Origin of the sequence: Aequorivita marisscotiae (assembly GCF_029814825.1) — a bacterium.
Lineage (GTDB): Bacteria > Bacteroidota > Bacteroidia > Flavobacteriales > Flavobacteriaceae > Aequorivita > Aequorivita marisscotiae.
On record NZ_CP122379.1, the window covers coordinates 2,635,067 to 2,661,361 of the forward strand.

Genomic DNA, 26,295 nt, shown 5'->3' on the forward strand with positions numbered 1-26,295 from the left:
TTACTAATTTGGTAAAACTATTGTTCGCAGGGCAACGGTGTATTCAACGTTTTGTAGCTCCAGTTTTTCTGATAACTAAAGTGCCACCATTCGGTGCGAATGGTATTAAAACCAAACTGGCGCATTCCTTCAAAAAGCAACTTTCGATTGGTTAATATCTCTTTTGAAAAATTGTAATTATCAATATGAGCCTCTTTTCCAAAGTAATCGTAATCGCTGCCCATTTCTACATAACACCCGTCTAGGGTTTCCAAAGTAATATCTATAGCCGCTCCTTTATTATGCACAGAGCCATTGCCGTACGGATTGCCCACATAGGTTGCGCGAGGTACTTTTGCCCACATTTTTTTCTGCACATCTAACGGTCTGTAACAATCGTATATTTTTATACGGTATCCCTTTTCACAAAAGTATTGATTGGCTTGTAGTAAAGCTTCGGCTACTTCAGGACGAAGTAAACATTCAGCACAATCGTAAAGCGTTTCACCTATAAAATTATTTGGGGTTGCATACCGAATTTCATAGTTAAACTCTGTTGAAAGATCTTTTAAATTCACCAATGTATCTTGCGAAGTAACTTCGGAAGCCAAACTTAGGAATAGTAAAGTAACAAAGCGTAATAAGGGTAAATTCATATGTCAAATTTAAGTAGAATTTAATAACATTCGCAATCGCTATTTGTAACTTTGAAAAAAACGAAAATATATGAATGATTTAGGAAAAAAATCCGCGCTTATTACAGGCGGTACAAAAGGAATAGGATTCGGAATTGCAGAAGCGCTATTAAAAGAAGGCGTAAATGTTGCCATAACGGGAAGAAATATAAAAACAGCCGAAGCAGCTGCAAAACAATTAAATGCCGACGGAAACGATAGGGCACAAGCAATAGGATTGGAGGCCGATGTGCGTAATTTTGAAAGTCAACAAAATGCGGTAGAACAAACCATTGCAAAATTTGGAAGTGTTGATATTGTAATTGCAAACGCAGGTCTTGGACACTTTGGTTCGGTAGAAGAACTTACTATTGAACAGTGGCAGGAAACAATTGATACAAATCTTACAGGTCCGTTTTATTCTTTAAAAGCGAGTGTGGAGCAGTTAAAAAAATCTAAAGGATATTTTATTAGTATTTCCAGTTTGGCCGGAACTAATTTTTTTAAGGGCGGGAGTGCATATAATGCCAGTAAATTTGGATTAACCGGTTTTACACAAGCTGCAATGTTGGATTTACGAGATCATGGAGTAAAGGTTAGTACTATTATGCCTGGTTCGGTTTCAACACATTTTGCGGGAAATGAACCTGATGCCAAAGATGCGTGGAAAATTCAAAAGGAAGATATAGGTAAACTAGTAGTAGATTTGCTTAAAATGAACGAACGTACCTTGCCAAGTAAGATTGAAGTGCGACCTACCATGCCACCTTCAAAATAAATACTTTAACCGATCCATATTAAAAAGGCGGCTCATTTTATTAAATGAGCCGCCTTTACTTTAAATGTTTACTTGCTATTTTTAATTGGCTGCAAGTAGGGCCAGAAATTTATCCAGATTCGGCAGAATTACAATACGGGTTCTTCTGTTTTTAGCACGCCCTTCTTTGGTATCATTTTCAGTTAATGGGTGAAAACTACTTCTACCTGCTGCTATGAGCTTTTCGGGTGCGACACCATATTTATCCTGCAACGTTCTAATTACGGCTGTGGAGCGTTCTACACTCAATTCCCAGTTGTCTTTAATGTAGGCGCCAGGTTTTACTGTTTGGCTATCTGTATGACCTTCAACCATAACTTCTAGTGCGGGTTCGCTGTTAATTACATTTGCAAGTCGCTCTAATAATGGATTTGCCTTCGGATTTACGCGCGCACTTCCAGAATTAAATAAAAGCTTATCTGAAATGGTAATCATAACCACGGTTTCATCTATATCAATCTTAATATCGTCATCTTCACCTTGACCAGCGAGGCTATTGTCTAGGTTTTTTTTAAGATTGTAAGAAACTATAAGATTCATAGAGTCTTTTAAAGTTTTTGCTTGCGCCAATTCTTGCTGATCTACATTTGCAAGCGCCTGCTTCATTTTTTCTTTATCGTTCTCCGAAATAACAACACCTTCCACTTGCTGTAAACGGCTGTTGTTAGAAGTTGTTAACGACTGGATTTTTGCGTTGTAATTAGAAACGCGTTCTTCAATTTTTGCGTATTTCGCTTCAATCTCTTCTTTTTCAAGTTGGGTTTTAGCTAATGTAGAGCGGGTATCATTATACTGGTTTTCCAGTTCTACATACTTTTTTTTCGATACACAGGAGGTTGCCAAAAGCGTTCCTGCTATCATGGTTAGTGCAATAACTTTTTTCATAATACTAAGTTTTTTAGGTTTATGCTATCTATAACTCGTTGAAGCACCAAAAAATTAGTTAACGGATGCTATTGTTTTGTTAAAATAATTTTAGCTGAACCATTCAAAAACATAGCCCAATACCACATATAAAATAATAAAGACCACAATAGTACCGATACAGCCGCATTTTCCGCCACCAATTTTTTTGGCACCCCATCCGGCTAATAAAATTCGAAGTATTTTTTTCATATTTAATTTAAGGTTGATTAAAGAATTTATTCATTTTCTTCGGAGGTTCCATCCTGTTTTGACTGCTCTTGTTGCGGTTCCATTCGCAATTTATTTTTTCCGAAGTCTAATGTTCTTATTGGGAATGGAATATTAATTCCTGCTTGATCAAAGTTTTTCTTAATAAGCTTTATTGCTTTGTGTTGTGCTTCGTATTTAGGTTTTGGTTTTTGGCAGGTAATCCAAAAGCGCACCATAAAATTAATAGAGCTATCGCCAAATTCGGTAAAGAAAAATTCAACGCCTTCATTTTCGCGTTGTTCAAAATTTTCAGAAATTATTTTTACGACTAAATCTTCTACTTTTTGTAGGTCGTCCTCGTAACCCACGCCGCAACTAACAGATATTCTTGCCCGCTCTGTCCACGAATAATTGGTAAATGGGTTTTCGGCAAAAATTTTATTCGGTACAATAACGTAATCGTTATCTGGTTGTCGGAGCGTTACATTGCGCAGATCAATTTCCTCTACATACCCTATATTGCCTTGGGCATCGATAAAATCGCCAATTCGAACTTTGGGCTGAAATGAAAGCATAAAACCTGAAACTGTATTGCCTAATGTGCCTTGTAAAGCAAACCCGATAGCCAGCCCCATAACACCTGCACCGGCTAGTACCGAAGTTAACACCTTATCTAATTGCATTACTCCAAGAGCAATAAAGAAACCAATCAATAATACAATGGCGTAAATTAATTTTGACAGTACCTGTTTTATTGAATCGTCGCTAACTTTTTTGAAAAGCACCCGATATGAAAACTTTTTTATTCCTTTCGCAATGAAATAACTGATTACCATTATTACAATTGCCAAGGCGAAATTTGGCAATTTTAAAATAATGGCGTCTAGCCATCCATCAAGTTTGTCCCATAATGCTGTAATTGAATCGTGTACTGAAAATTTTTGACCTTCCATATAATTGTATTAAAATAAAGTTGAAAGCATAAATGTACCTAAAACCCATAAAATGAGTGAAAGTATGCCTCCGATTAAAAAAAAGTGTTTGAATTTGTAAAACCCCATACCATAAATTAAGGTATTGGTTTGATAGCCCATTGGGGTAAAGAAACTAAAGTTTGCTCCAAATAATACTGCCAGTATAAAAGGTTTCATAGAGAGATCTAGCCCAACGGCAATGGCTATGGCTATTGGGGTCATAATAATAGCGGTAGCGTTGTTGCTAACTACGCTGCTCAACACCATGGTTATTAAAAAGATTAAACCTATAACAATTAAATTAGATTGCCCGCTGAGTATTTCGAGTAGCTGGTCTGAAATCCAATGGTCTGCGCCAGTATTGTTCATAGCTATTCCCAAAGGAATCATCCCGGCCAGTAAAAAAATTACTTGCCAATTTATGCGATGATATACATCGTTTAGATTTAAGCAGCGCGTAAGTAATAACAGCGAAACGCCTGTAATGGCACTAATAAGGATGCTAAGAATACCGCTAGCCGCCAAACCTATTACCAATAATAAAATAACAGACGATATAGCTCTCTTTTTGCTATTTACAGATTGTGATTTGTGTTCCCTTAAAATAGCTACATTTTCTAAATCGTTAAGCTGGTTTATTTCGTCGGAGGGTATTTCAACTAGTAACCTATCGCCTGGTTTTAATGTAATTTGATCCATATTTCTACGAACGAGACGTTCCTCGGTATTCCGAAAATTCTTTCGTTTTTTTATTGCAATGGGCAAAGCATTGTGAAAAGTTTGCTTGCGCAATTGTTTTAATGATTTGCCTATAAATATTGATCCCGGCAGAATTAATAACTCTACAAAACCATAATTTTCAGAATTTTTTGTTGTACTAGCATCTTCATCAGTAAAAGATTCATTTTTCTTGGAATCGTCCTTGTTTTTATGCACGCTTATACCTTGGGCGTCGTTTAGTTTAGAAAGATTTTCAATATCGCACATTAACAGCAGTTTATCTTTTTCTTTTAAAGTAATGTACTTTCCAGGCGCATTGGTAATTTGCTTGTTCCGGGTGAGTTTGAGAATGGAAATTTCTGGATTGTTATACAGAAATGTGTCTTCTATATGCTTGTCTATTAAGTTTGAATTTTCGTTTATCACCACTGTAGTAACAAAGCTTTCCAGATCGTAAGCATCGTGTAAATTTTCTTTCGAATCTTTTGGGAGCCACCGTGAAGCGATTGTTATTACAAAAATACCAACCACTAAAAAAATGGCGCCGAATAATGAAAATTCAAAGAAGCTAAAACGTTCGGCGCCTAAATCGCGCGCTACAGAATTTACAATTAAATTTGTTGAAGTTCCCATTAACGTACAGCTACCGCCCAAAATTCCCGCAAAAGAAATGGGTAAAAGCAATTTTGCTTGTGGTAGGTTAAAACGTTTGGACAATTCCGAAATAATCTTAATAAATACGATTACTACGGCCGTAGTATTTATAAATGCCGAAATGCCACCTGTAATAAGCATGAGCACAGGTAGTAATAAAAAAAGCGGTAAGACGTGCAGGTTTTTTAAAAAGCGCGCTAGAGAAGCAATTACCCCATTATCTTCCAATGCCAATGCTATAATCATTAAAGAAAGTACGGTAATTGTAGCAGAATTTGAAAATCCGGAAATAGCTTCCTCAGGTTTTACAAGACCAGTTAATGCAAGGGCGGCAATAAGAAGCATTGCAATTTTATCTACTGAAAAAACTTCAAATGCAAATAGAACAATGGTAACTAACAGAATAGAAAAAACGAGTATTATTTCTGGCGTCATTTGGTTGAAAGGTTAGCTTTATAAAGATAACCGCAGAAATAATACTCGTTCCTAAGAAATTCATAAAATATTGAAAAGATCAATATTTTAACATTTTAGCCAAGATATTTTTTAAGGATGTGGCTTTTTGATGTTTGTCGTAATCTTCTAATAGCCTTTTCGCGAATTTGGCGTACACGCTCTCGGCTTAAATCAAAAGTGTCTCCAATTTCCTGAAGCGTCATTGGCGGTTGGCCGCAAAGTCCAAAATTTAATTTTACCACATCGGCCTCGCGTGGAGCTAGTGTATCTAAAGCTCGGTTAATTTCAATGCGAAGCGATTCGTGCATCAAATCCTTATCAGGATTTGGACTTTCGCCAGAACTAAGCACATCGTAGAGGTTATTGTCGTTCTCACCCTCTTGGAATGGCGCGTCCATCGATAAACTTCGAGTTGAATTTTTAAGCGAACTTTTTACTTTAGATTCACTAAAATCGAGCTCTTTGGCAATTTCGGCTGCCGTGGGTACACGTTGAAATTTTTGTTCAAGATGAATGGATGCTTTTTTTATTTTATTTATATCGCCAATTTTGTTTAAAGGCAAACGCACCACACGCGATTGTTCGGCGATGGCTTGTAAAATGGCTTGGCGAATCCACCACACTGCATAGGAAATAAACTTAAAGCCTCGTGTTTCATCAAATCTTTTGGCGGCTTTTACCAAGCCTACATTTCCTTCGTTGATTAAATCGGGGAGGCTCAATCCCTGATTTTGATATTGTTTTGCCACGGAAATCACAAATCTTAAATTTGCTCTGCTTAGCTTGTTCAGCGCTGCCTGATCTCCTTCACGAATGCGTTGAGCCAACTCAACTTCCTCTTCAGCAGTTATTAAATCTATTTTACTAACATCCTGTAAATAACTGTTTAATGATTTTGTTTCGCGGTTGGTTACTTGCTTCGTGATCTTAAGTTGTCTCATATATTCTCCTGTTTTTTATAATAACACGGCATAGTATGACATTTTAGGGTAATTTCCAAATAGTTAACACATATTGTTAAAATTTGTTAGTCCATTTTTTTTATATACTTTCATAAAAAAAAGTATGAACACTATTAAAATATTTTCCACGTCTGTTTTCTTATTGGTTTGTAATGTGCTTTTCGCTCAAAAACCAACCGAAGTTCCCAAACCAAGTGAAGAGCCTATAGATTTAACCAGTACGGCAGATATTATTATATATATTGTGCTGCCAGTGTGCGCGGTTCTATTGTATTTGATTTATAGAAATAGTAGAAAAAAGAAGAAAAAATAATTTTTTCATGAAATATATATTTTACCTCTTCAAATACTACATTTGGTGTAGTTGTTGTTAATTATATTGAAAACATTTTTTAATATGTTGAAACATTTTTTTCTTTTTGGATTGCTATTAACTACCTGCTCTTCCTTTTCACAAATTGAATTGGGAAACAATTCCGTTCGTTTTAATAGTTCAGAATCTAATATAAATAGTTCTTCGGGTTTTGAAATACCCGCAATAAAAGCACCATCGCTTTCCAATACAAAAAACCCCAATACTCCAAATAATTCAGATTTGGGAAAGGAAAAGGAAAAACAGATAGATATGCAAAATGGAGATGGGTTACAAGAATACATAACCAATAAGACTCCAAAATATTTTACGAATGACAAAGAGATAAAACCTGAATACGGGAAAGATCAGTATTTGGGGGATTTTAAAACCACTGCAAAAACGGCTACTTTTATGTATCGTGACCATCAGTTTGTAGATGGCGATATGATTCGAATTTGGGTTAATGGCGAAATTGCGGTTCCCAGAGCGCGGTTAGAGGGCAGTTTTAGAGGGTTTGATGTTCCACTGCAAATAGGTTTCAATAAAATAGATTTTGAAGCCTTAAATCAAGGTTCTTCTGGACCAAATACGGCGCAATTAAATATCTACGACGAAATTGGCAATCTGCTAGCCTCCTATGAATGGAATCTTCTTACGGGCAATAAAGCTACCGCTATTCTTGTGAAAGAGTAATTGGTAATTATTTAAAATTTTTTGGAATTTTTTGCCCAACGGGTTGCAAAACGCTTTCAGATTTAAATAGAAGTTTTATCTTTAAGCAAGTAGAAACTGAAATTAAATGTTATCAAAAAGGCTATTTCACTTTTTAAGAGGAAAAACTGTAAAAAGAAGACTACATTTAATTTTGAATTAAAACCTGTATTCAAATGAAAAAAGTACTAATAACGCTCGACTATAATCCCAACTCCGAAAAAGTAGTAGAAATGGGAAGCCAACTAGCCAAGTTAATGGGAGCGGAAATTTGTTTATTTCATGTTTTGGCAGAAGTTCGGTATTACGGGATGCAATACGAACCATTTATGGGGTACGAAGGATATGCATTTCCTGTAGATTTCAGAATTCAAGAGGAATTTGTAAAAGTGGCAAAGGATTATCTCGAAAAAACCGCAGCTCACTTAGGCGGCGAAAATGTTTCAACCCATTTAGCTGAAGGCGATACCGCTAAAAGTATTCTTGAATATGCCGAATCGTGGAATGCTGATGTAATAGTGATGGGAACACACAGTCACAGTACTTTAGAAAAACTATTTTTAGGCACAGTTGCTTCCAGTGTTTTGGAAAGCACTAAAATTCCTGTTTATATGGTGCCAACTGGGGAAAAATAGGGGATAAGAAGTGTGTTTTTTTATGGTAGATAAATAAAGTTACCTTTACACAAAAATTTTTTATGGCTTTAAGTAATAACGATATAATGAAAAAACTGCGTGTTGCACACAAATTGCGCGACGACGATATTGTAAAAATATGTTCGTTGGTAGATTTTGCAGTAACTAAAAGTGAATTGGGCGCAATTTTTAGACACGAAAGCCACGAGAAATATATGGAATGTGGCGATCAGTTTTTACGTAATTTTTTAAACGGTTTGGTAATTCACTTAAGAGGGCCTATGCCAGAGCGGAAAATTAAAAAACCAGAAGGCAAAAAGCCACGCACGCACAAACCGCGACCGAATAAAGGAAAAGAAAAAAGCTAAATTAAATTTCTTCAATTCAGCTTTGTTTCGGCGTAGGCAATTTTAATAAATGTATCTGCATGTTTTTCTTATTGTGGGATCTTCAAATACGCGTTGGTTTGCGCTTAAGTATTGCAAGGTATGCAGTTTTTGCGATCCGCATTTGATTCTCTTTTGAATGTTTCTCAATGTTTTCATCTTAGCTCTTCTTATAAAAATTACTTGTAGCGTCTTTTCGTATTCCAAAGATATGCTCTGGAATTAGTGGGTCTGTGTTGCTTTTCGTTGCTGTCTAAAGTTCTCATGATTTTTAATTTTAATTAATTTTTGAATTCATTTTTAGTGAAACCTTCTTTTCAGATTCCAAGAATACGATTTTGAAGTTTTCATTTTAGCTGATAATTGATTGTTGTCTAATGTTCTCATAATAAATAAATTTTACTGGGTTATATCTAAAAGACGCACGATTTAATTAATTGTTACAGTACTATGCTATACAAAGTAGTGTTTTAACTAAATATTAACTTTTTTTATGGTTACATTCACAAGAAATCGCCCTAAAATGTTTAACATACTATTAACCGCCAATGAGTTACCAAATTGTTGCAGGGTAGGGGCTTTAGCTTTATATTTGCACCCTATAATATCGGTGCGATTTTAGCACTGATATGTAAAAATGGAAAAGAAATTAGCATTATCCCAAATTAAAAATGAATACGGTAAGAAAATCTGAAACCAATAAGCTTAAGCGCACCCATTTATACTACAAATACACAGGATTTTATTCATTTGTAGGGCAGAGCCTTAAGCAGGCAATTATTCCAATTATTTTGGCTGTGGCCGTTTTAATTGTTTTAGATAGATATGTTGTAGATTTTAGCGATTTATTTACCTATATAACGGTTACCTACGCTCCCATAAACGTATTATTGGTTTTCTTGGCATCAGAATCGTTATTGGGGCTCGTTCCTCCAGAAATTTTTATTGCCTGGAGCGATAAAATGCCGCAACCCATACTTTATTTAACTTTATTGGCAACCCTTTCATACATTGGGGGTATTATTTCCTATTTTATAGGGAAATGGATTTTTACTATTCCGCGTGTGTATGCATATATGGAGGGCAAGATGAAAAAACACCTAAAACACATTCGAAAATGGGGTGGCTTTTTAATTGTAGTTGGCGCTTTATTGCCCATTCCGTTTTCTATGACGAGTATGGCAGCGGGTATGATTCACTATAAATTTAAGAATTACCTATTATTTGGTTTGCTTCGTTTTGTTCGGTTTTATCTATACGCGATTGCTATATTCAGTTTGCTGTAGTACTTTTGTAACTGTTCGAAGACTATTCTTCCGAAAATAAAATACCCATTTTAAATTTCCACTTCTTTTAAATGAAGAAAAACGATCCCTACGCCGCTTTACGATTTCGGGAATTTAATATTTTTCTTCTGGTTCGGTTTGCAATGGTTTTTGCGTGGACTATGCAATTTGTAGTAATAGAATGGGAGGTTTACAGTATTACCAAAAATCCACTTTCCCTTGGAATAATTGGTTTAATGGAAGTAATTCCTGCAGTATCTATGGCACTTTTCGCAGGGCATATTGTAGATCAAAAGGAAAAGCGCGGATTATTAATTAAATGTATTCTCGGTTTTTCGGTAGTTAGTCTGGGTCTTTTCTTAATAACTTGGCCTCGAATAATTGCCAATCTTTCTACAGATGTAATTCTTTATACCGTTTATTTTTTGGTTTTTCTGGGAGGTATTGTTCGCGCATTTCTCGGACCGACAATTTTTTCACTTTTCTCGCTATTGGTTCCTAAAAAGGTATATCCAAATGCTGCAACGTGGAGCAGTTCGGTTTGGCAAATGGGCGCCGTGGTGGGACCAGCATTTGGTGGGTTTTTTATTCATTGGATTGGGGTGCATTGGTCTATGTGTTTTGTTTTTGCTTTTTCACTAATGGCTTTATTATTACTAATTCAAATTCCGAAAAAACCTATTTTAAATCCAAACATTGGGGAACCAATACTAAAAAGTCTTAAAGAAGGAATTAAATTTGTTAGAAATACACGGGTTATTTTAGGAGCGCTTACATTAGATATGTTTGCAGTACTTTTTGGAGGTGCAGTGGCACTGCTGCCAATTTACGCGCAGGATATACTAAAAGTAGGACCCGAAGGGTTTGGTGTTTTACGCGCTGCGCCAGCTGTGGGTGCATTGCTAATTATGTTTACTTCAGCACATTTTCCCTTAAATAAAAATGCAGGAATGAAACTACTGGCAGCCATTTTCGGGTTTGGTATTTGTATTATTGTATTTGGAATTTCCACTTGGTTTTGGGTTTCGGTAATTGCACTTTTTCTCAGTGGTGCAACAGACGGCATTTCTATGGTAATTCGCCAAACTATTCTTCAACTGCGAACTCCAGATGCAATGCGTGGCCGCGTGGCTTCGGTGAATTCTATGTTTGTGGGATCTTCAAATGAGTTGGGAGCTTTTGAAAGCGGCCTTACCGCGCGATTGATGGGTACGGTAACAGCGGTGGTATTTGGTGGTGGAATGACTATACTTACTGTAATCGGTACCGGAATTTTATTCCCAAAATTGCGAAAATTAGACTTGCAAAAGGATTTGGAAGAACATCAAAAAGAGTAAGGACTATTTCTTATTAGGATTGTTCCAAAACTAGTTTTTTAAATTTTTTGTGTTTCGCAGTGGTAAATACAGTATTATCTGTTGGTATCATAATTAATTACCATTCTTGAATCTTTCTTCGTTTTGCCTTGATCCATCCAAATCTCACATCGTCATAGATTAAACTCGCCAGTAAGATAAAAGCTCCTAAAAGTAATGTATTTAACTTTAAGTTGAATGTTGAATAACATAAACCACCCGTTATTCCGCCAATAAAGAAAAAGGCAATTATGTAAAGTCGCAATCTAATAGTTGCTCTAATTTTTTTTCTATTTGGATGCGTTTTGGGAAAAAACAATTGGGAAAGTTCTATACCCAAATCTGTGAAAAGCCCAGTTAAATGCGTAGTTCTCACAATAGCATTCGAAATTTCGGTAACGTATGAGTTCTGCATTCCCATTGCGAAAAGTAGAAAACAGGCAATTATATGCGGAAATTCAATTGCAGTAAAATTGCTATTTACAGCTATGATTATTAATATGAGTGATTCAATTAAAATTGGGGTTGCAAAAATATTGAGCTTTTTGTTTTCCTTAAATATTTCAATCAGAAAACTAGAAGAAAAAGAACCAAGAAGAAACGAAAAAATATACAAAACATAAATGGTGCCTTGCCAGAATTGAAAATTCTCAACGTCGTACATAAATTGTGCGAAGTGCCCCGTTACATTTGTAGTGAGTTGGTGAATAGACAGAAAACCAGTAACATTTACAATTCCGGCCACAAAAGATAAAACAGTGGCAATTTGCAGATTGTGTCTTAAAGTCCTACTGCGGCCTTGGTGTCTTAGCATTAAATTGTAGTTTGTAATTTATTATAAAACAGTATTGTACCCTGACGCAACTGTTTATATCGTTGCCCGCAAATTTAGCAATTTTGGAGTATAATTGATTTAATATGATATTTTCCTTTTGTGTTATTATAGAATTTTTTACAACTATTTTTTCTTTTAACTGCCAATGTTCGAAATTTATAATTAAATAGAATTGATGAGCCGTGTGAGAAGAAATTAGTAATTTTAAAATGTTATATAACTTACCGATTAATGATTTCAGAAAATAATAAAATAGAATTTCCATTTGATGCATATTTGGTTGAAACCGCGGGTATGACATTAGATGAAGCGCTACATATTACGGCAGACTTAAAGCGAATTAAATATAAAAAAGGAAATATTGTTTTGAGAAAAGGCGATTTGTGCAACCATTCTTTCTTTGTAGAAAAAGGTTTGCTACGCTCATATATGCTCGAAGATGATGGAAAGGAACGCGTAATTCAATTCGCGCCCGAAAATTGGTTTATCGTAGATAGAAGCAGTGTTTATTTTAATGATACTTCCGAAAGTTTTATTGAAGCAGTTGAAGATTCTGAGGTGGTTTTACTAAGTGAAAATTTTATATGCAAAGCCAATGAAAATAATTCATCTTTCAGCAAATTCAATGATAAATTATTGCACAACCACATTAGGCAATTGCAAAAAAGAATTAATTTATTACTCGGAGCCACCGCCGAAAATCGATACTTAAGTTTTATAGAAACATATCCAGATTTGTTGTTACGCGTACCGCAATGGATGATTGCTTCGTATTTGGGAATAACCCCCGAAAGCCTTAGTCGTGTACGCAAAGAACTGGCACATAAAAATTTTAAACCAAATTGAAGGTAACCTAAGCACCCGCGAAAGCATATGTTTGGTTCAATAAACAATTACGAAACTCACTACTGCAGTCTTTAAGTGTAAAACACATTATTCTAAATATCCAAATTTACCCATATTAAAGTCATTCATAGCTTGCATTATTTCGGCGCGGGTATTCATTACAAAGGGACCTTGGGCCACAATGGGTTCGTTGAGGGGTTTACCACTTAAAACCAGAACTACAGCGGGATTGGTCGCTTCAATCGTAAATTTTTCACCGTCATTTTTAAACAATCCTAAGCAGTCTGTTTTTATTTCATGTTCGTTGTTTACTTTTATATTTCCTTCTACAACTAAAACAACGGTATTGTAATTTTCTGGAAAATTAAAACTTGCTTTTCCCGCCGTTTTCAACTTTGCGTTAAACAGATGAACGGGAGTAAAAGTACTTGCAGGGCCTTTTATACCGGAATATTCGCCAGCAATTACTTCAACAAAACCAGCATCATCGGGGAGTTCCACCTTTTTTATTTCAGCATTTGCAATACCTTGGTATTTTGGTGGACTTGACTTGTATTTTGCGGGAAGATTTACCCATAGCTGCACCATTTGGAAATCCCCTCCAGTTTTGCTAAAATTCTCCTCGTGATATTCCTTATGAAGAATTCCAGAAGCAGCCGTCATCCATTGCACATCGCCTTCATTAATTACTCCGCTATAGCCAGTGCTGTCGTGGTGCGCAACGCTTCCTTTATAAGCAATAGTTACCGTTTCAAAACCTTTATGCGGATGCACACCCACGCCCCGAGGTTGGTCTGTGGGCGGAAAGTAAAACTTACTATTGTAATCCATCATTATAAATGGATCCATTCTTTCAAAACCTTCTCCCAATCCGGAAGGAATATATTGATGTACCCTAAAACCATCGCCAACCATATGCGGACGGGGAGGTGTTAGAATGCGTTCTATATTGCGTGTTTTCATCTTGGTTTCTTTAAGTTGAAAGTAAAATTACTGTGTATAATACGTAAATACATTGATGTATGATAAGTAATACGAATGTTATCTGAAATACTTTCGACGGCGCCATTTTTTATTTTGAACTAAATTTTGAAAATTTTAAAAATAAATTTTAACAGAAGTTTATGCCAAAACACACTTAGTTAGCGGGATTGAGTGTATAATTGAGCTAGATTTTTTATATTTTTGAGAATACCCAAAAAGTACTTTGGAAAAGAAAAAAGAAAAAAAAAGCAAGCCAAAATATTACAGGTTTTTAAGATTTCTCGGAAAATTTATCGTGGGTCTTATTATCCTGTTTTTCCTGTTAGTGCTTTTTATCCGAAGTCCTTGGGGGCAAAATATTATAGTACAGCGCGCCGTAAAATACGTGTCTGACAAAACGAATACGTCAGTTGAAATAGAAAAACTGTTTGTTACGTTTAGCGGTAATATTGTGCTCAATGGGCTATATCTTGAAGATAAAAAGGGCGATACTCTTATCTATTCAAAATCGTTAGAGGCAGATGTGCCTCTATTGCCCATTATTCGGGGCAATACCATAGCAATTAATTATATAAACTGGGAGGGGTTGCGCGCCAATATTGTTCGAAAAGATTCCATAAATGGATATAATTTTCAGTTTTTATTGGATGCTTTTGCTGTGGCAGATACTACTACCGTTACGCCCGATAGCACTTCAGCTCCATTAGATATAGTTTTGGGCGATTTACTTTTAAAAGATTTCAATATAGTTTATAATGATGCCGTACTGGGAATTGACAGTAAATTTATCGTAGGTTCCTTGGCGCTCAATATGAAGAAAACCGATTTATCCAAAATGGATTTTCGCGCATCGGAAGCTAAAATTGCCAACGCTAACATAACCTATATTCAATCGCCGGTGCCGCCCTCAACTACCGAAGCCCCGCCATTGCCGTATTTAGCTTTAAATAAATTATTGCTTAATAATGTTCGTGTAGATTATCAATCATTCGGAGATAGAATTGCAGCAAATCTGGAATTTTCAGATTTATTTCTTGAACTCCCAAAAGCCGATTTAACGACAAACGACATTGAAATTGGAGATTTCAGTCTAAAAAATTCTATTGTCACCATTTATACTAAAACTGAAAATAATGGCATAACTCAAAAAGTTGATGAAGTAACTACCGATATAAAGGAAGACATCGAAAAATTTGAGTGGCCAGATTTTACAATTTCACTTTCTGAAATAAATTTGGAGGGAAATAACATAAGCTACTTTGTCGGTAAAAATAAAGGAGCACCAAATGTTTTTAATCCCAATGCTATTGCGTTGGAAAATGTTTCTTTAAAAGCGAATTCTATTTATCTAAAAGACAAACGGGCTGGTATAAATTTAGACGCTTTAAGTTTTCGAGAAGCATCGGGATTTAATCTTCATAAACTTGCATTAAACCTAGAAGCAACAGATTCGTACTTGAACGTAAACGCTCTAAATTTAGCGCTTAACAACAATAAGTTAAACGGTAAATTGCGGTTGGATTTTAATACATTGGCCAGTTTGTTTGAAGCGCCCGAACAATCAAAAATTGCATTGGATTTTCCTGTTTTTCAAGTTGATTTAAAGGAGGTCTTTAAATTTCAACCAGAACTTAAAGGCAATGAATATTTAAAAACGCTCAGCCAAAAACTACTTTTTGGCCAAGTAAAGGCTTCGGGTTATATTTCGGCAATTCAAATTCCTACTGTAAATCTGCGCTGGGGAAACACTACGCGTATCGCTGCCAACGCCTTTATTGAAAATGCAACAGTGCCTGAAAATTTAAAATTTAATATTCCTCAATTTTCAGCCCAAACCAGGCGCAGCGATTTAATTCAGTTTGTAAGCGAGCAGGAGCTAGGTATTAAATTACCGGAAGATGTTGCCCTTAAAGGAAACGCCAAGGGAAACACGAAAGATATTTATGCAAATGCTATACTTACAACCTCACAAGGTATGGCAAAAATTGACGGTCATTTTACAAACGATTCGCAGATTGCATTTAATGCAGATATTGAAATAACAGAATACCAACTTAATGAATTGCTTCAAAATGAACAGCTGGGACCAATTAGTTTACAGCTAAATACAACAGGTTCTGGCAACGATATTAACTCGCTAGACGCAACTTTGGAAGCTAATGTATCTAAATTTCAATTTAACGATTACGCAATAAAAAACTTAGGAATAATTGGTAATATAAAAAATGGAAAGGGTGAAGTAATATCAAATTATAAAGACCAAAATTTAAATGTAAACTTAAACGCAGACGTTGTTTTAGACTCCGTTACACCCAGAGCGAGTGCGCATCTAAACATAATAGGCGCAAATCTTCAATCGCTTGGAATTATGACTCGCGATGTGCGAACTGCTTTTAAATTAGATGCCGATTTTGAAGGCAATACAGACGGGTTTGATGTAATTTCTACTGTTGGCGACGGGGTAGTGGTTTACGACAACAGAACCTATTTGTTGGGAGATTTGCTTGCAACGGCCCACGTGCGAAGCGATACAACTTCTATTTGGCTGGATAATAAAATGATAGATTTGAGCCTTGAAAGCAATACAGATCCTGCCACTTTTAGTCGTTCGGTACAACGGCACATTAGCAGTTATTTTTTCAAAAAAACGGCTTTTGCAGATACGATACAAAATCCAGTTAAACTCGACGTAAAAGGCAAAATTGTGGAGGCACCGGTTTTAAACGAAGTGTTTTTAGTAAATGTTAAGGATTTAGATACCGTGAAAATTGATGTGGCATTTGATGAAGCAGCCCGAAAATTAAAAGCTGCCATAAATGCGCCACATATAAACTACGGTGGCAACGAGCTGGACAGCCTCGCTTTTACGATGGATACCGACAAAGAGAAATTTGTTTTTAACCTCGGTTTTGGCAGTATAAAGGGAGGTCCGTTAGAAATTCCGAAAACACAAATTAGCGGCAATCAGCTTGATGGGCAAATGAATTTAAATTTTCACGCAGTTCATAAAGATAGTACGCTAATCAATATACAATCGCAAATAACAGGAACTTCAGACAAATTGCGGTTTCACGTAGTACCGCAAGATTTAATTCTAGATAGAAAACCTTGGAAAACACCCGCGAATAACGAAGTTTTAATTTTTAAAAACAATGTGGAATTTAATGATTTTCGCTTCACAAAAAATAACGAAACGGTTGCATTAACCCATAATCTGTCAGGCGTTTTGCAACAGCACGCTGCCATTACTTTTGAAAACTTTAAACTAAGTGAAATTTTAAATTATTTAAATCCTTCCGAAGAGCTTGCCAAAGGTAACCTCAACGGTAGCTTGGCGATTGTTGAGCCCTTTGGAAACGCGGGGCTTTTTGCCGATTTGTTAATTGATGAACTTAATCTTCTAAACGTAGATTTGGGAAAATTAACAGTAGATGCAAAATCGAAAGGCGGAAATAGCTACGACTTTAATCTAGCCGTAAAGGAGGGTGAGGTAAAATTAGATTTAACCGGAGATTACATTGCAACGGAAACTGACGCAAAATTGAATTTAGATTTAAATATCATCGACTTCAAAATGAGTGCTTTAGAAGGTTTCACTTTAGGTGAAGTAAAGAATGCGGATGGTAGCTTTTCGGGAAAATTTAACTTTACGGGTAGTACTACCGCTCCAAAATACGAAGGTAGCTTGAATTTTGACAACGCCGATTTTACAATTTCAAAATTAAACGCGCCTTTTACATTGGTTAATGAATCCTTGCGAATTGACAATAACGGTGTGTATTTGGAAGGATTTACGATCTTGGACGAAAACCAAAACAAACTCAATATAACAGGAAAAATTGGCCCGGAAAGCTATATAAATCCAACATTCAATTTAAACTTAAACGCGCAGAATTTCCAAGTTTTAAATGCCACCGAAGACGATAACGATATGGTTTACGGACAGGCTTCGTTTAATGCCGATGCCAAATTAACGGGCGATTTGCAAATTCCAAAACTAGATGCACAAATTACCGTAAATAAAGATACTAATGTCACATATATATTACCTTCCTCCAGTGTTGCTATTGAAGAGCGCGATGGCGTAGTATTATTTGTGAATCGCGAAAATCCTGATGCTATTTTAACCAAAAATGTTGAAAAGACCGCCACATTTACCGGCTTAGATATAAATGCTTTTTTAAACATCGGTAAATCCGCAAAGGTTACCATAATTATAGATCAGGAAACTGGCGATAATTTTGAAGTCTTTGGCGACGGGGAATTTAACTTTAATATGAATCCAAATGGTAGAATGACCTTGAGTGGCGTATATGAAATTGCCGGAGGCCATTATGAAATGAATTTGTACAATCTTGTAAACAGACGGTTTGAACTTTCTCCCAAAAGTAGAGTTACTTGGTCTGGAGATCCCTTTGATGCCAAATTAGACGTAAAAGCAATCTATACTGTAAAGGCATCGGCTTCTCCTTTAATGGCGCCTATAACATCGGGCTCAGACCCTTCAGTAAAAAATAAATACAAGCAGGTTTTACCCTTTAATGTGTATTTAAATATAGACGGGCAGTTAACCCAACCCGAAATAGGTTTCGATTTAGATATGCCCGAGGAAGAGCAGGGTGCTATTGGCGGCCAAGTTTATGGCAGATTGCAACAGGTAAATACCCAACAAGACGAACTAAACCGGCAAGTGTTTTCACTGTTGGTATTAGGTCGTTTTTATCCTGAGCCGGGCAGCGATGGTAGCCGCGGCGGATTTGCAACAGTAGCCCGCGATAACCTGAACGATGCCATCTCAGATCAATTAAATGTGTTTTCTAATAAACTACTCGGAAATACAGGCGTTGAACTGGATTTTGGATTAGACAGTTACACAGATTACCAAGGCGAAACCGCACAAGAACGCACTCAATTGGACATCGCAGCACAAAAAAAGCTATTTAACGATAGGCTTATTGTGCGTGTTGGCAGCGAAGTAGATATTCAGGGAAGCAGCGCTACCAACGAACCCGTACCGATAATTGGTGATGTAAGTTTAGAGTATCTCCTTACGGAAAATGGTAGATATAGATTAAAAGGTTTCAGAAAAAATCAGTTTGAAAACATAGTGGATGGGCAGACCATTGTTAGCGGTATAGCACTTATTTTTACTCAAGAGTTTAATAAGTTTGATGAATTGTGGCAGGCCTTGCTCCGCGGAGAAACAAAAGAAGAAAAAGCAGAAAAGAAGGCTGCCGCACAACAACCCAAAAAAGAGCAGGAGCAAGCCGAAAAAAACAAAACAGACAAGATTGAAAATACAAATAACGAATAGCACACTGCATATAGGTTGAAACAAAATATTACATGCTGAATAAAAAAAATATAATATCCATTTGTTTTTCTGCGATTTTTCTCGTGTTACAATCCTGCGCCGTAAAGAAATTTATTCCGGAAGGAGAACGACTTTACACAGGTGCCAAAGTAGAAATTGAAGCAGATTCAGTAATTGCAAACAAACAAAGTTTAGCAGCGGTATTGGAACAAGCATTGCGACCCAAACCGAATAAAAAGTTTTTGGGAATGCGACCGGGGCTTCATTTTTATTACAAAATGCAACAAGAAAAGCCAGGATTTATAAATCGGTTTTTTTATAAAAAAATAGGAGAGGAGCCGGTTTACCAAAGCGATGTAGAACCTTATGAAGTTGAAGATATATTGCGCAACCGAATGGAGAATAGAGGTTTTTTCTACAGTGAGGTAAGTTCAGAATTTAAGGAACAGGAAAAAGAGGCTGCTGCAATTTATACGGTAAAAGCACCGACCCCATACACCATTGCAAGTTATCAATTAGATTCGTTACCACAACCCATAAATTCACAAATAGAGCAAAGTGTTTCCGAAACAAAACTTACAAAAGGAATGCGTTTTGACCTTTCTAATATGAAACTTGAACGGGAGCGTATAGATCGAGATTTAAAGCAAAATGGCTATTTCAATTTTAACCCTGGCTTTTTAATTTTTGAGGCAGACACCAATCAGTACGATAGAAAACGTTTCGATTTATTTCTACGACTAAAGAAGAATGTACCACAAAAAGCAATTGTTCCCTATAAAATTTCAAAGATAAACGTTTACGCAAATTACGATGTGCAGGACAGTACCGTAACAGATATCACGGAGTTTAACGGTCGTTATTATGTTAACAGCGCAGCGCATTTTAAGCCAAAATATCTGGATCCGTTTATTACTTTGGAAGCGGGAAAGTTATACAGTCCCGAGGATTCAAGAAATACTGCCCGACGGCTTTCAACGATTGGGGCATACAAATTTGTTAACATTCAATATAAAGAAAAAGACTCACTACTTACTGATAGTTTGGGAGTTTTGGAAGCCAATATATTTCTATCTCCACTAAATAAACGCGCGTTGCGGGCGCAATTACAAGCCGTTACAAAATCTAATAATTTTGCTGGTCCTGGATTGGCACTAACCTATAGCAACAGAAATATTTTTAAAGGAGGGGAAACTTTAAATACCACTGCCAGCGTTGGATACGAGGTGCAAGTAGGCAGCGGCAGCAATAGTGGAAATACTAGTGTTGATTTGGGTTTAAAACAAGAATTAATTTTTCCCCGTGTAATATTTCCCATAAAAATTAATACCGACTTTTTTAAATATTCAATCCCTAAAACCAAAGCAAGTTTAAGCGTAGATTATTTAAGTAGAACAAAACTATACGCCCTGCTTTCAGGAACCGCTCAATTTGGATATCTCTGGCAGGCCAATAAGTTTGTAAGTCATGAGATAATTCCTATTTCAGTAAATTATACAAAGCCTTCCAATACCACCCCCGAATTTGAAGCAATTTTAGACGAAAATCCGTTTTTAAAACGAAGTTTTGACCAACAATTTATTTCGGGCCTAAATTATTCATTCACTTATAATGAAATGATTGATGCTTCAAAAACCAATCAAATATTTGTAAATACTACCCTGGATGTGGCGGGAAATAGCGTTAGCCTTTTCGGAAAAGATAATGATACGGGCACAAAGGAGTTTTTAGGACTTGAATATGCCCAATATGCAAAGATAGATTTAGATTTTCGGTATCATTTTAAATTTGGAAAGGATCAGCTAATTGCCGCAAGATTATTTGGAGGTTATGGATATGCCTATGGAAATTCTGAAATTGTGCCCTACGTAAAACAATATTATTCTGGTGGCCCCTACAGTGTTCGTGCGTTTCGGATTCGTTCTTTGGGACCGGGAACGTATAACAACGAAGCCAATCCAAATTCCAATTATTTCGACCAGACTGGTAACATACGCTTGGAGGCCAATATTGAATATCGGTTTCCGTTATTTTCATTCTTTAAGGGCGCCATTTTTGCAGATGCCGGAAATATCTGGAATTCAATAGCGAATCCCACCTACGGCGGAAAAGACAAATTTACTTCCAATTTCATAAACGAATTGGGAATGGGCGCGGGCGTTGGGCTGCGTGTAGATGTGCAGGGTTTTGTACTTCGGTTTGATTTTGCAGCTCCCTTTCACGATCCATCGCTAATGGAGGGTAAACGCTTCAATTTTAATGTAAAGGAAACAGTATTTAATTTTGGAATTGGATATCCATTTTAAAAAATACTATTTGTTTAATTCCTCTAACAACTGATCATAATCTTCAATTTTAACATGCAACGTGCCGTCTAAACTTATAATGGGTGTAGTAACCGAATCTATTTTTACTGTTGAATTGGCAAAGGCGGGCGCTAACTGCTCTTTTAATTCAGGTTTTTCAGAAAAACGATGCACCGTGTACAAATAATGACTTTTGTTGAGACTTGATACAAGCGTATCGCAACTGGTACAGCTTTCGGTAATATAAATAATTACTTTTTTCTTCGGTTCTATTTTTATAGGTTCAAAACTTCTGCGCATTGCTCGTCGCGACAAACTATCATTTACATCCAAGGTGTAGGTGTAATGCGCTATTTTGCCTCTTTCCACAATTAAATTTGCGAGCAACACTTTTGATGCCGCTGGAATACGAACAGGTCTGGGCGCGCTTTTACTTTGTCTAAAATTGCTTCCTTTAACTGTGATTGTAACGTCAAGATCTTTTTCAGTTTTATTTAAACCATATAGAAAAAGGCGGCTTGGTTTTTCTTCTTCAACAATCTCAATTTGTTTGTTCTGTGAAAAGAATGATGGCATGCTCAAGAAATAAAGGAGCGTAAATAGTATTGCTTTATTCATACAAAAGGCTTTAAAATTTATTAAAGATATGATTTTCAGCATTGTTTCTTAATAGAAACTGGTATAAAATATACTATGTGCTTTAACAATACTTTGTAAAATTTAGAAAAGTGCTATAAGTATCTTTGAGAAAAAAGAAAATGGAGGAAAATAATTTACAGACAATGACTGTTGGCGGTGGCTGTTTTTGGTGCACTGAAGCAGTTTTCGATCAAATAAAAGGCGTGGTAAAAGTAGTTTCTGGATATTCTGGGGGTACTGTTCCGGGAACCCCTACCTATCGGGAGGTTTGCAGCGGGCTTACAGGTCATGCCGAAGTAATTCAGGTTACTTTTAATGCCGCAATTGTATCTTTTGAAGATTTGCTAGTTATCTTTATGACGAGCCATGACCCCACAACGCTAAATAGACAGGGAGCCGATAGAGGCACACAATATCGTTCCGTGATTTTTTATCACAACGAAAGCCAAAAGGAAATCGCTCAAGCAGTTTTAAACGAAATGAGACCGTATTATAAAGATGAAATCGTTACGGAAGTGAGTGCATTAAAAACTTTTTATCCAGCCGAATTGGAGCATCAAGACTATTATAAAAATAATAAAACCCAAGGCTATTGCACAGCGGTAATTTCACCTAAACTTGCACGATTGCGGCAAATGCACGCAGATAAACTAAAATTGAATTAAAAGCGCTAAGTAGTGTTTATGCAATAAAAACATCAAATTTTTTGAAAAACTTGTGAGGTAAATGTAATTCGCATTTTATACTTTAACCCTTTTTGTGATTATAATTGCTTAAAAAACTGTATCTTCGCAGTCCTCGGATGAATAGTATTTAAAACCCAGCTAGGTAAAACCAATAAAATTACAAATTACATATAACTAATTAAAAAGTCATCTGCAGCTTGTGGATGGCTTTTTTTATTTTAAAAATTTAAACTCTAAAATGGCAAAATCGCAACAGACGTATAGTAAAAAAGAAAAAGAAAAAGCAAAGCAAAAAAAGCGCGAAGAAAAACAAAAAAAGAAAGAAGCTCGCAAAGCAGAGAAAACTCCGGGTATTGATTTTGTATATGTTGATTACAATGGAAACCTTGTAGATACTCCGCCAGATCCATCTATGAAAGTGGAAATTGAAGCTGAGGATATAGTTCTTGGTATTCCACCAAAAGAAGAGGGCGAGCGCGAGGCATTTGATCCGGTAAGAAAGGGTAAAGTATCATTCTACGACTCTTCCAAGGGCTTCGGATTTATTATCGATAATGAAAATAACGAAAAGTATTTTACGCATGTAAGTGGCATTATAGACGAAATTACCGAAAATGATAATGTGTCCTTCGAGCTGGAAAAAGGCCAGCGCGGAATGAATGCTGTCAAGGTTAAAAAAGTATAAGCTTTTTATTTAAAGTAAAAAAAAATCCCGCTGTTTGCGGGATTTTTCGTTTTCAATAATTACATTTTTAATTTGTAATGTTGTCTACTTCCTTTTTAGCAGAATTCTTAAGTTGGTCATACTTTTCAGAAATGGTGTCCTGAACTTCTCCAGCTCTTTCCTTAATTCTACTTCCAGTTTCAGTGGCTTTATCTTTAAGTCTTTGTTTTTCTTCGGGCGTCATTGTTTTGTATTTCCAAAATGCAAATGCGCCAGCTGCTACTCCTAGCAAAGCTAATATTCCTTTTCCTTTATTGTTCATGTTGTTTATTTTTTTGTTTGTGTGAAGATACTGCTTTGAAGGGTTAGACAATAATTTTAAAATGACTTTAGTAAAAGTTTAATACTAATGCTGCCAATTGCAAAAAATATTCACAATTTTTTCAATTGAAGTTACGATCAATTAAAGTTTTTAAAGGGCTATCTGTTTTTTAATCAATTTGTTGTAACTTTAAAAGCACTTCTTTAGTTTTTCTAATATGAAAAGTATTTACATTAAAAATATAACTACTTTCTTATACTATTTGTACCATTATATTAGCACAACTACCACACTATTTACAGAAGTAATTATGAGGCAAAACTTTCCAAGGAACTATCGCAAAATTCGAGATGGTGGGTGTATTATAATTTTTTGGACTTTGGGAATCTTTTCATTTACGTCTATAATTTCAAACTATTTTCTAACGTATATACAAGTTAACCTGAACTAAATATTCTTAAGCAGATACCTAACCAAAAAATACAGCCAGATGAAAATATACGACGAAAAGCACATAAAAAACGTAGTATTTGTGGGTGCTCACAATAGCGGAAAAACCACCCTCGCAGAAACCATGCTTTTTGAAGCGGGACTGTTAAACAGACGCGGTACAGTTGAAACCAAAAATACCGTTTCGGACTACCACGACATTGAACACGAAAGAGGCAACTCTATTTACGCCACCCCGTTACACACCGAATGGCGCAATTTTAAAATCAATATAATAGACACTCCAGGTTTGGATGATTTTATTGGAGAAATAATTTCCTCCATCCGTGTTTCAGATACAATTGTGACTGTTCTGAATGCTCAATATGGTGTAGAAGTGGGCACGGAAATTATTTGGAATTACATTGATAAATACCATAAATCTACAATTTTTGTAATAAATCAAATAGACCACATTAATGCTGCCTTTGAGGAGAGTTTTAACAGTATAAAAAACTTAGTTGGCAATAATGCGGTGAAAATTCAATACCCCTTAGTTGTAGAGGGAGCACAATGTATTGTAGATGTTTTAAAAATGAAGATGTATAAATTTTCTGCGGAAGGAGGGAAGCCCGAAAAGCTCGAAATTCCAAAAGACCAAAAACTATTGGCTAAACAACTTAACAACGAACTAATAGAAAAAGCTGCAGAAAATGATGAAACATTAATGGAGCTTTTTTTTGAAAAAGGAACTTTGAACGAAGACGAAATGCGGATAGGGATCAAAGCGGGTATGCTAAATCAGGAACTTTTCCCCGTTTTTTGTGTTTCGGCTTTAAACGATATGGGAACGGGAAGGTTAATGGGATTTATAGATAATGTAGCCCCAGCGGCCGCCGATTTAAAGCCCGAGCAAAGCACGGAAGGAAAAGAGATAGTAGCCAATAAAGAAGGCCCTACCGCATTGTTCGTTTTTAAAACAGTGTATCAACCCAATTTAGGACAAATTACCTTCTTTAAAGTCATGCGTGGCGAAGTACGGTTAAATGACAAACTTACAAATTCGAGAAATGATGAAACCGAAGTGATAAACCAACTCTTTATAATGGATGGAAAGGAGCGGCAACCCGTGACCAAATTAACCGTTGGCGATCTTGGTGCAACGCTAAAGTTGAAATATACAGAAACAAACGATACACTTTCTTCGCAAAATGACACCATTGAAATTAAGCCTATTAAATTTCCGCAGCCGCGATTAAAAAAAGCTATTTCGGCAGTGAGTACAAAAGATGAAGAAAAACTCAGCGAAACGTTGAAGAAAATTCACAGTCAGGATCCCACCGTTGTAATTACATATTCCTCTGAAGCAAAGCAGCTATTTATTTCTTGTCAAGGTGATCTTCATTTGGCTACGATAGATTGGACATTAAAAAATATTTACGGCGTGGAAGCGCAGTTTAATAAACCCAAAATTGCTTTTCGCGAAACCATCCAACGATCCTCAACTTCAAATTACCGTCATAAAAAGCAATCTGGAGGTTCCGGACAATTTGCAGAGGTTCATTTAAAAGTTGAACCGTGGTTTGAGGGTATAGACGAACCACAAGGTTTTAATTTAAGAGGAAAAGAGGAAATAGATCTTCCGTGGGGCGGAAAGTTGGTTTTTTACAATTGTATTGTGGGCGGGGTAATAGATCAGCGATATTTGCCTTCAATTATGAAAGGTGTCCTGGAAGTGATGGAATCTGGTCCGTTGGTAAATTCTTACATTCGCGATGTGCGCGTACTCGTTTTTGACGGTAAGATGCACGCTGTAGATTCTAATGATATTTCGTTTAAAATTGCCGGGGCGCATGCTTTTAAAGAAGCGTTTTTAAACGCCAATCCAAAGTTATTGGAACCAGTGCTGGAACTTACGGTAAAAGTTCCGGAAGAAATGGTAGGTAATGTAATGACCGATTTGCAAGCGCGCCGGTCTATGATTCAAGGAATTGAAAGCAACAACAACTATCAAATTTTGAAGTGCTTAACTCCAGAAGCGGAATTATATGGATTTTCAACAGACTTGCGCTCTTTAACACAAGGAAGAGCTACTTTTAAATCTACCTTTGCATCATATCAGCCCGTTCCATCAAATGTTCAAAAGGAAATGGTTAATCGCTAAAAAAGCAGGGTGTAAATTAAATAAAC

At 36.2% G+C, this 26,295-nt stretch carries 23 protein-coding genes; 13 read left to right on the top strand and 10 right to left on the bottom strand.

Going from position 1 to position 26,295, the window contains the following annotated elements; all coding sequences use genetic code 11:
* Window positions 1-17: 17 nt before the first annotated feature.
* Complete coding sequence (locus QCQ61_RS11890; RefSeq protein WP_279447866.1) at window positions 18-635, bottom strand: M15 family metallopeptidase; 618 nt, start codon at window positions 633-635, stop codon at window positions 18-20.
* A gap of 70 nt (window positions 636-705) precedes the next feature.
* Between QCQ61_RS11890 and QCQ61_RS11895 the strand changes: the two genes are divergently transcribed.
* On the top strand, window positions 706-1,431 hold the full coding sequence (locus QCQ61_RS11895) for an SDR family oxidoreductase (protein ID WP_279447867.1): 726 nt from the start codon (window positions 706-708) through the stop codon (window positions 1,429-1,431).
* Window positions 1,432-1,512: 81 nt separating this feature from the next.
* Here QCQ61_RS11895 and QCQ61_RS11900 read toward each other — a convergent pair whose 3' ends face one another.
* From QCQ61_RS11900 to QCQ61_RS11920, 5 genes are all read right to left on the bottom strand, one after another.
* Window positions 1,513-2,355 carry an OmpA/MotB family protein gene (locus QCQ61_RS11900; RefSeq protein ID WP_279447868.1) on the bottom strand — a complete coding sequence of 281 codons (843 nt, stop codon included), beginning with the start codon at window positions 2,353-2,355 and terminating at the stop codon, window positions 1,513-1,515.
* A gap of 90 nt (window positions 2,356-2,445) precedes the next feature.
* Window positions 2,446-2,586 (bottom strand): hypothetical protein, encoded by a 141-nt coding sequence (locus QCQ61_RS11905; protein WP_279447869.1) that lies wholly within the window; start codon window positions 2,584-2,586, stop codon window positions 2,446-2,448.
* A 26-nt stretch (window positions 2,587-2,612) separates the two neighbouring features.
* A complete protein-coding gene (locus tag QCQ61_RS11910; RefSeq protein WP_279447870.1) occupies window positions 2,613-3,539 on the bottom strand; it encodes a mechanosensitive ion channel family protein in 927 nt (308 codons plus the stop codon).
* A 9-nt stretch (window positions 3,540-3,548) separates the two neighbouring features.
* Entirely contained in the window at window positions 3,549-5,369 is a 1,821-nt protein-coding gene (locus tag QCQ61_RS11915) for a sodium:proton antiporter (protein ID WP_279447871.1), read from the bottom strand.
* 95 nt (window positions 5,370-5,464) lie between these two features.
* Window positions 5,465-6,331 carry a sigma-70 family RNA polymerase sigma factor gene (locus QCQ61_RS11920; RefSeq protein ID WP_279447872.1) on the bottom strand — a complete coding sequence of 289 codons (867 nt, stop codon included), beginning with the start codon at window positions 6,329-6,331 and terminating at the stop codon, window positions 5,465-5,467.
* Window positions 6,332-6,455: 124 nt separating this feature from the next.
* Here QCQ61_RS11920 and QCQ61_RS11925 point away from each other — a divergent pair, with 124 nt between their 5' ends.
* From QCQ61_RS11925 to QCQ61_RS11950, 6 genes are all read left to right on the top strand, one after another.
* Complete coding sequence (locus QCQ61_RS11925; RefSeq protein ID WP_279447873.1) at window positions 6,456-6,665, top strand: hypothetical protein; 210 nt, start codon at window positions 6,456-6,458, stop codon at window positions 6,663-6,665.
* 84 nt (window positions 6,666-6,749) lie between these two features.
* Window positions 6,750-7,400 (top strand): hypothetical protein, encoded by a 651-nt coding sequence (locus tag QCQ61_RS11930; protein ID WP_279447874.1) that lies wholly within the window; start codon window positions 6,750-6,752, stop codon window positions 7,398-7,400.
* A 194-nt stretch (window positions 7,401-7,594) separates the two neighbouring features.
* Window positions 7,595-8,053 (top strand): universal stress protein, encoded by a 459-nt coding sequence (locus QCQ61_RS11935; protein WP_279447875.1) that lies wholly within the window; start codon window positions 7,595-7,597, stop codon window positions 8,051-8,053.
* A 62-nt stretch (window positions 8,054-8,115) separates the two neighbouring features.
* On the top strand, window positions 8,116-8,421 hold the full coding sequence (locus QCQ61_RS11940; protein ID WP_279447876.1) for a DUF1456 family protein: 306 nt from the start codon (window positions 8,116-8,118) through the stop codon (window positions 8,419-8,421).
* Window positions 8,422-9,110: 689 nt separating this feature from the next.
* Complete coding sequence (locus QCQ61_RS11945; RefSeq protein WP_279447877.1) at window positions 9,111-9,725, top strand: YqaA family protein; 615 nt, start codon at window positions 9,111-9,113, stop codon at window positions 9,723-9,725.
* 71 nt (window positions 9,726-9,796) lie between these two features.
* Entirely contained in the window at window positions 9,797-11,062 is a 1,266-nt protein-coding gene (locus QCQ61_RS11950) for an MFS transporter (RefSeq protein WP_279447878.1), read from the top strand.
* Window positions 11,063-11,159: 97 nt separating this feature from the next.
* Here QCQ61_RS11950 and QCQ61_RS11955 read toward each other — a convergent pair whose 3' ends face one another.
* Complete coding sequence (locus tag QCQ61_RS11955) at window positions 11,160-11,894, bottom strand: YoaK family protein (protein ID WP_279447879.1); 735 nt, start codon at window positions 11,892-11,894, stop codon at window positions 11,160-11,162.
* Window positions 11,895-12,146: 252 nt separating this feature from the next.
* Here QCQ61_RS11955 and QCQ61_RS11960 point away from each other — a divergent pair, with 252 nt between their 5' ends.
* Window positions 12,147-12,761: a Crp/Fnr family transcriptional regulator gene (locus QCQ61_RS11960; RefSeq protein ID WP_279447880.1), complete on the top strand. Its 615-nt coding sequence runs from the start codon at window positions 12,147-12,149 to the stop codon at window positions 12,759-12,761.
* Window positions 12,762-12,848: 87 nt separating this feature from the next.
* Here QCQ61_RS11960 and QCQ61_RS11965 read toward each other — a convergent pair whose 3' ends face one another.
* Window positions 12,849-13,724, bottom strand: coding sequence for a pirin family protein (locus QCQ61_RS11965; RefSeq protein WP_279447881.1), 876 nt, complete (start codon window positions 13,722-13,724; stop codon window positions 12,849-12,851).
* Between the two features lie 244 nt (window positions 13,725-13,968).
* Here QCQ61_RS11965 and QCQ61_RS11970 point away from each other — a divergent pair, with 244 nt between their 5' ends.
* A complete protein-coding gene (locus QCQ61_RS11970) occupies window positions 13,969-19,059 on the top strand; it encodes a translocation/assembly module TamB domain-containing protein (RefSeq protein WP_279447882.1) in 5,091 nt (1,696 codons plus the stop codon).
* Window positions 19,060-19,091: 32 nt separating this feature from the next.
* On the top strand, window positions 19,092-21,365 hold the full coding sequence (gene tamL / locus QCQ61_RS11975) for a translocation and assembly module lipoprotein TamL (RefSeq protein ID WP_279447883.1): 2,274 nt from the start codon (window positions 19,092-19,094) through the stop codon (window positions 21,363-21,365).
* Between the two features lie 6 nt (window positions 21,366-21,371).
* Here tamL and QCQ61_RS11980 read toward each other — a convergent pair whose 3' ends face one another.
* Entirely contained in the window at window positions 21,372-21,983 is a 612-nt protein-coding gene (locus QCQ61_RS11980; protein ID WP_279447884.1) for a hypothetical protein, read from the bottom strand.
* A gap of 140 nt (window positions 21,984-22,123) precedes the next feature.
* On the opposite strand from QCQ61_RS11980, the gene msrA reads away from it, so the two are divergent.
* Entirely contained in the window at window positions 22,124-22,669 is a 546-nt protein-coding gene (gene msrA, locus QCQ61_RS11985; protein ID WP_279450264.1) for a peptide-methionine (S)-S-oxide reductase MsrA, read from the top strand.
* A 259-nt stretch (window positions 22,670-22,928) separates the two neighbouring features.
* A complete protein-coding gene (locus QCQ61_RS11990; protein WP_279447885.1) occupies window positions 22,929-23,375 on the top strand; it encodes a cold-shock protein in 447 nt (148 codons plus the stop codon).
* 67 nt (window positions 23,376-23,442) lie between these two features.
* Here the strand turns inward: QCQ61_RS11990 and QCQ61_RS11995 are convergent, their stop codons facing one another.
* Window positions 23,443-23,676, bottom strand: coding sequence for a YtxH domain-containing protein (locus QCQ61_RS11995; RefSeq protein WP_279447886.1), 234 nt, complete (start codon window positions 23,674-23,676; stop codon window positions 23,443-23,445).
* Between the two features lie 490 nt (window positions 23,677-24,166).
* On the opposite strand from QCQ61_RS11995, the gene QCQ61_RS12000 reads away from it, so the two are divergent.
* Window positions 24,167-26,269, top strand: coding sequence for an elongation factor G (locus tag QCQ61_RS12000; protein WP_279447887.1), 2,103 nt, complete (start codon window positions 24,167-24,169; stop codon window positions 26,267-26,269).
* The last annotated feature ends 26 nt before the right edge of the window (window positions 26,270-26,295 follow it).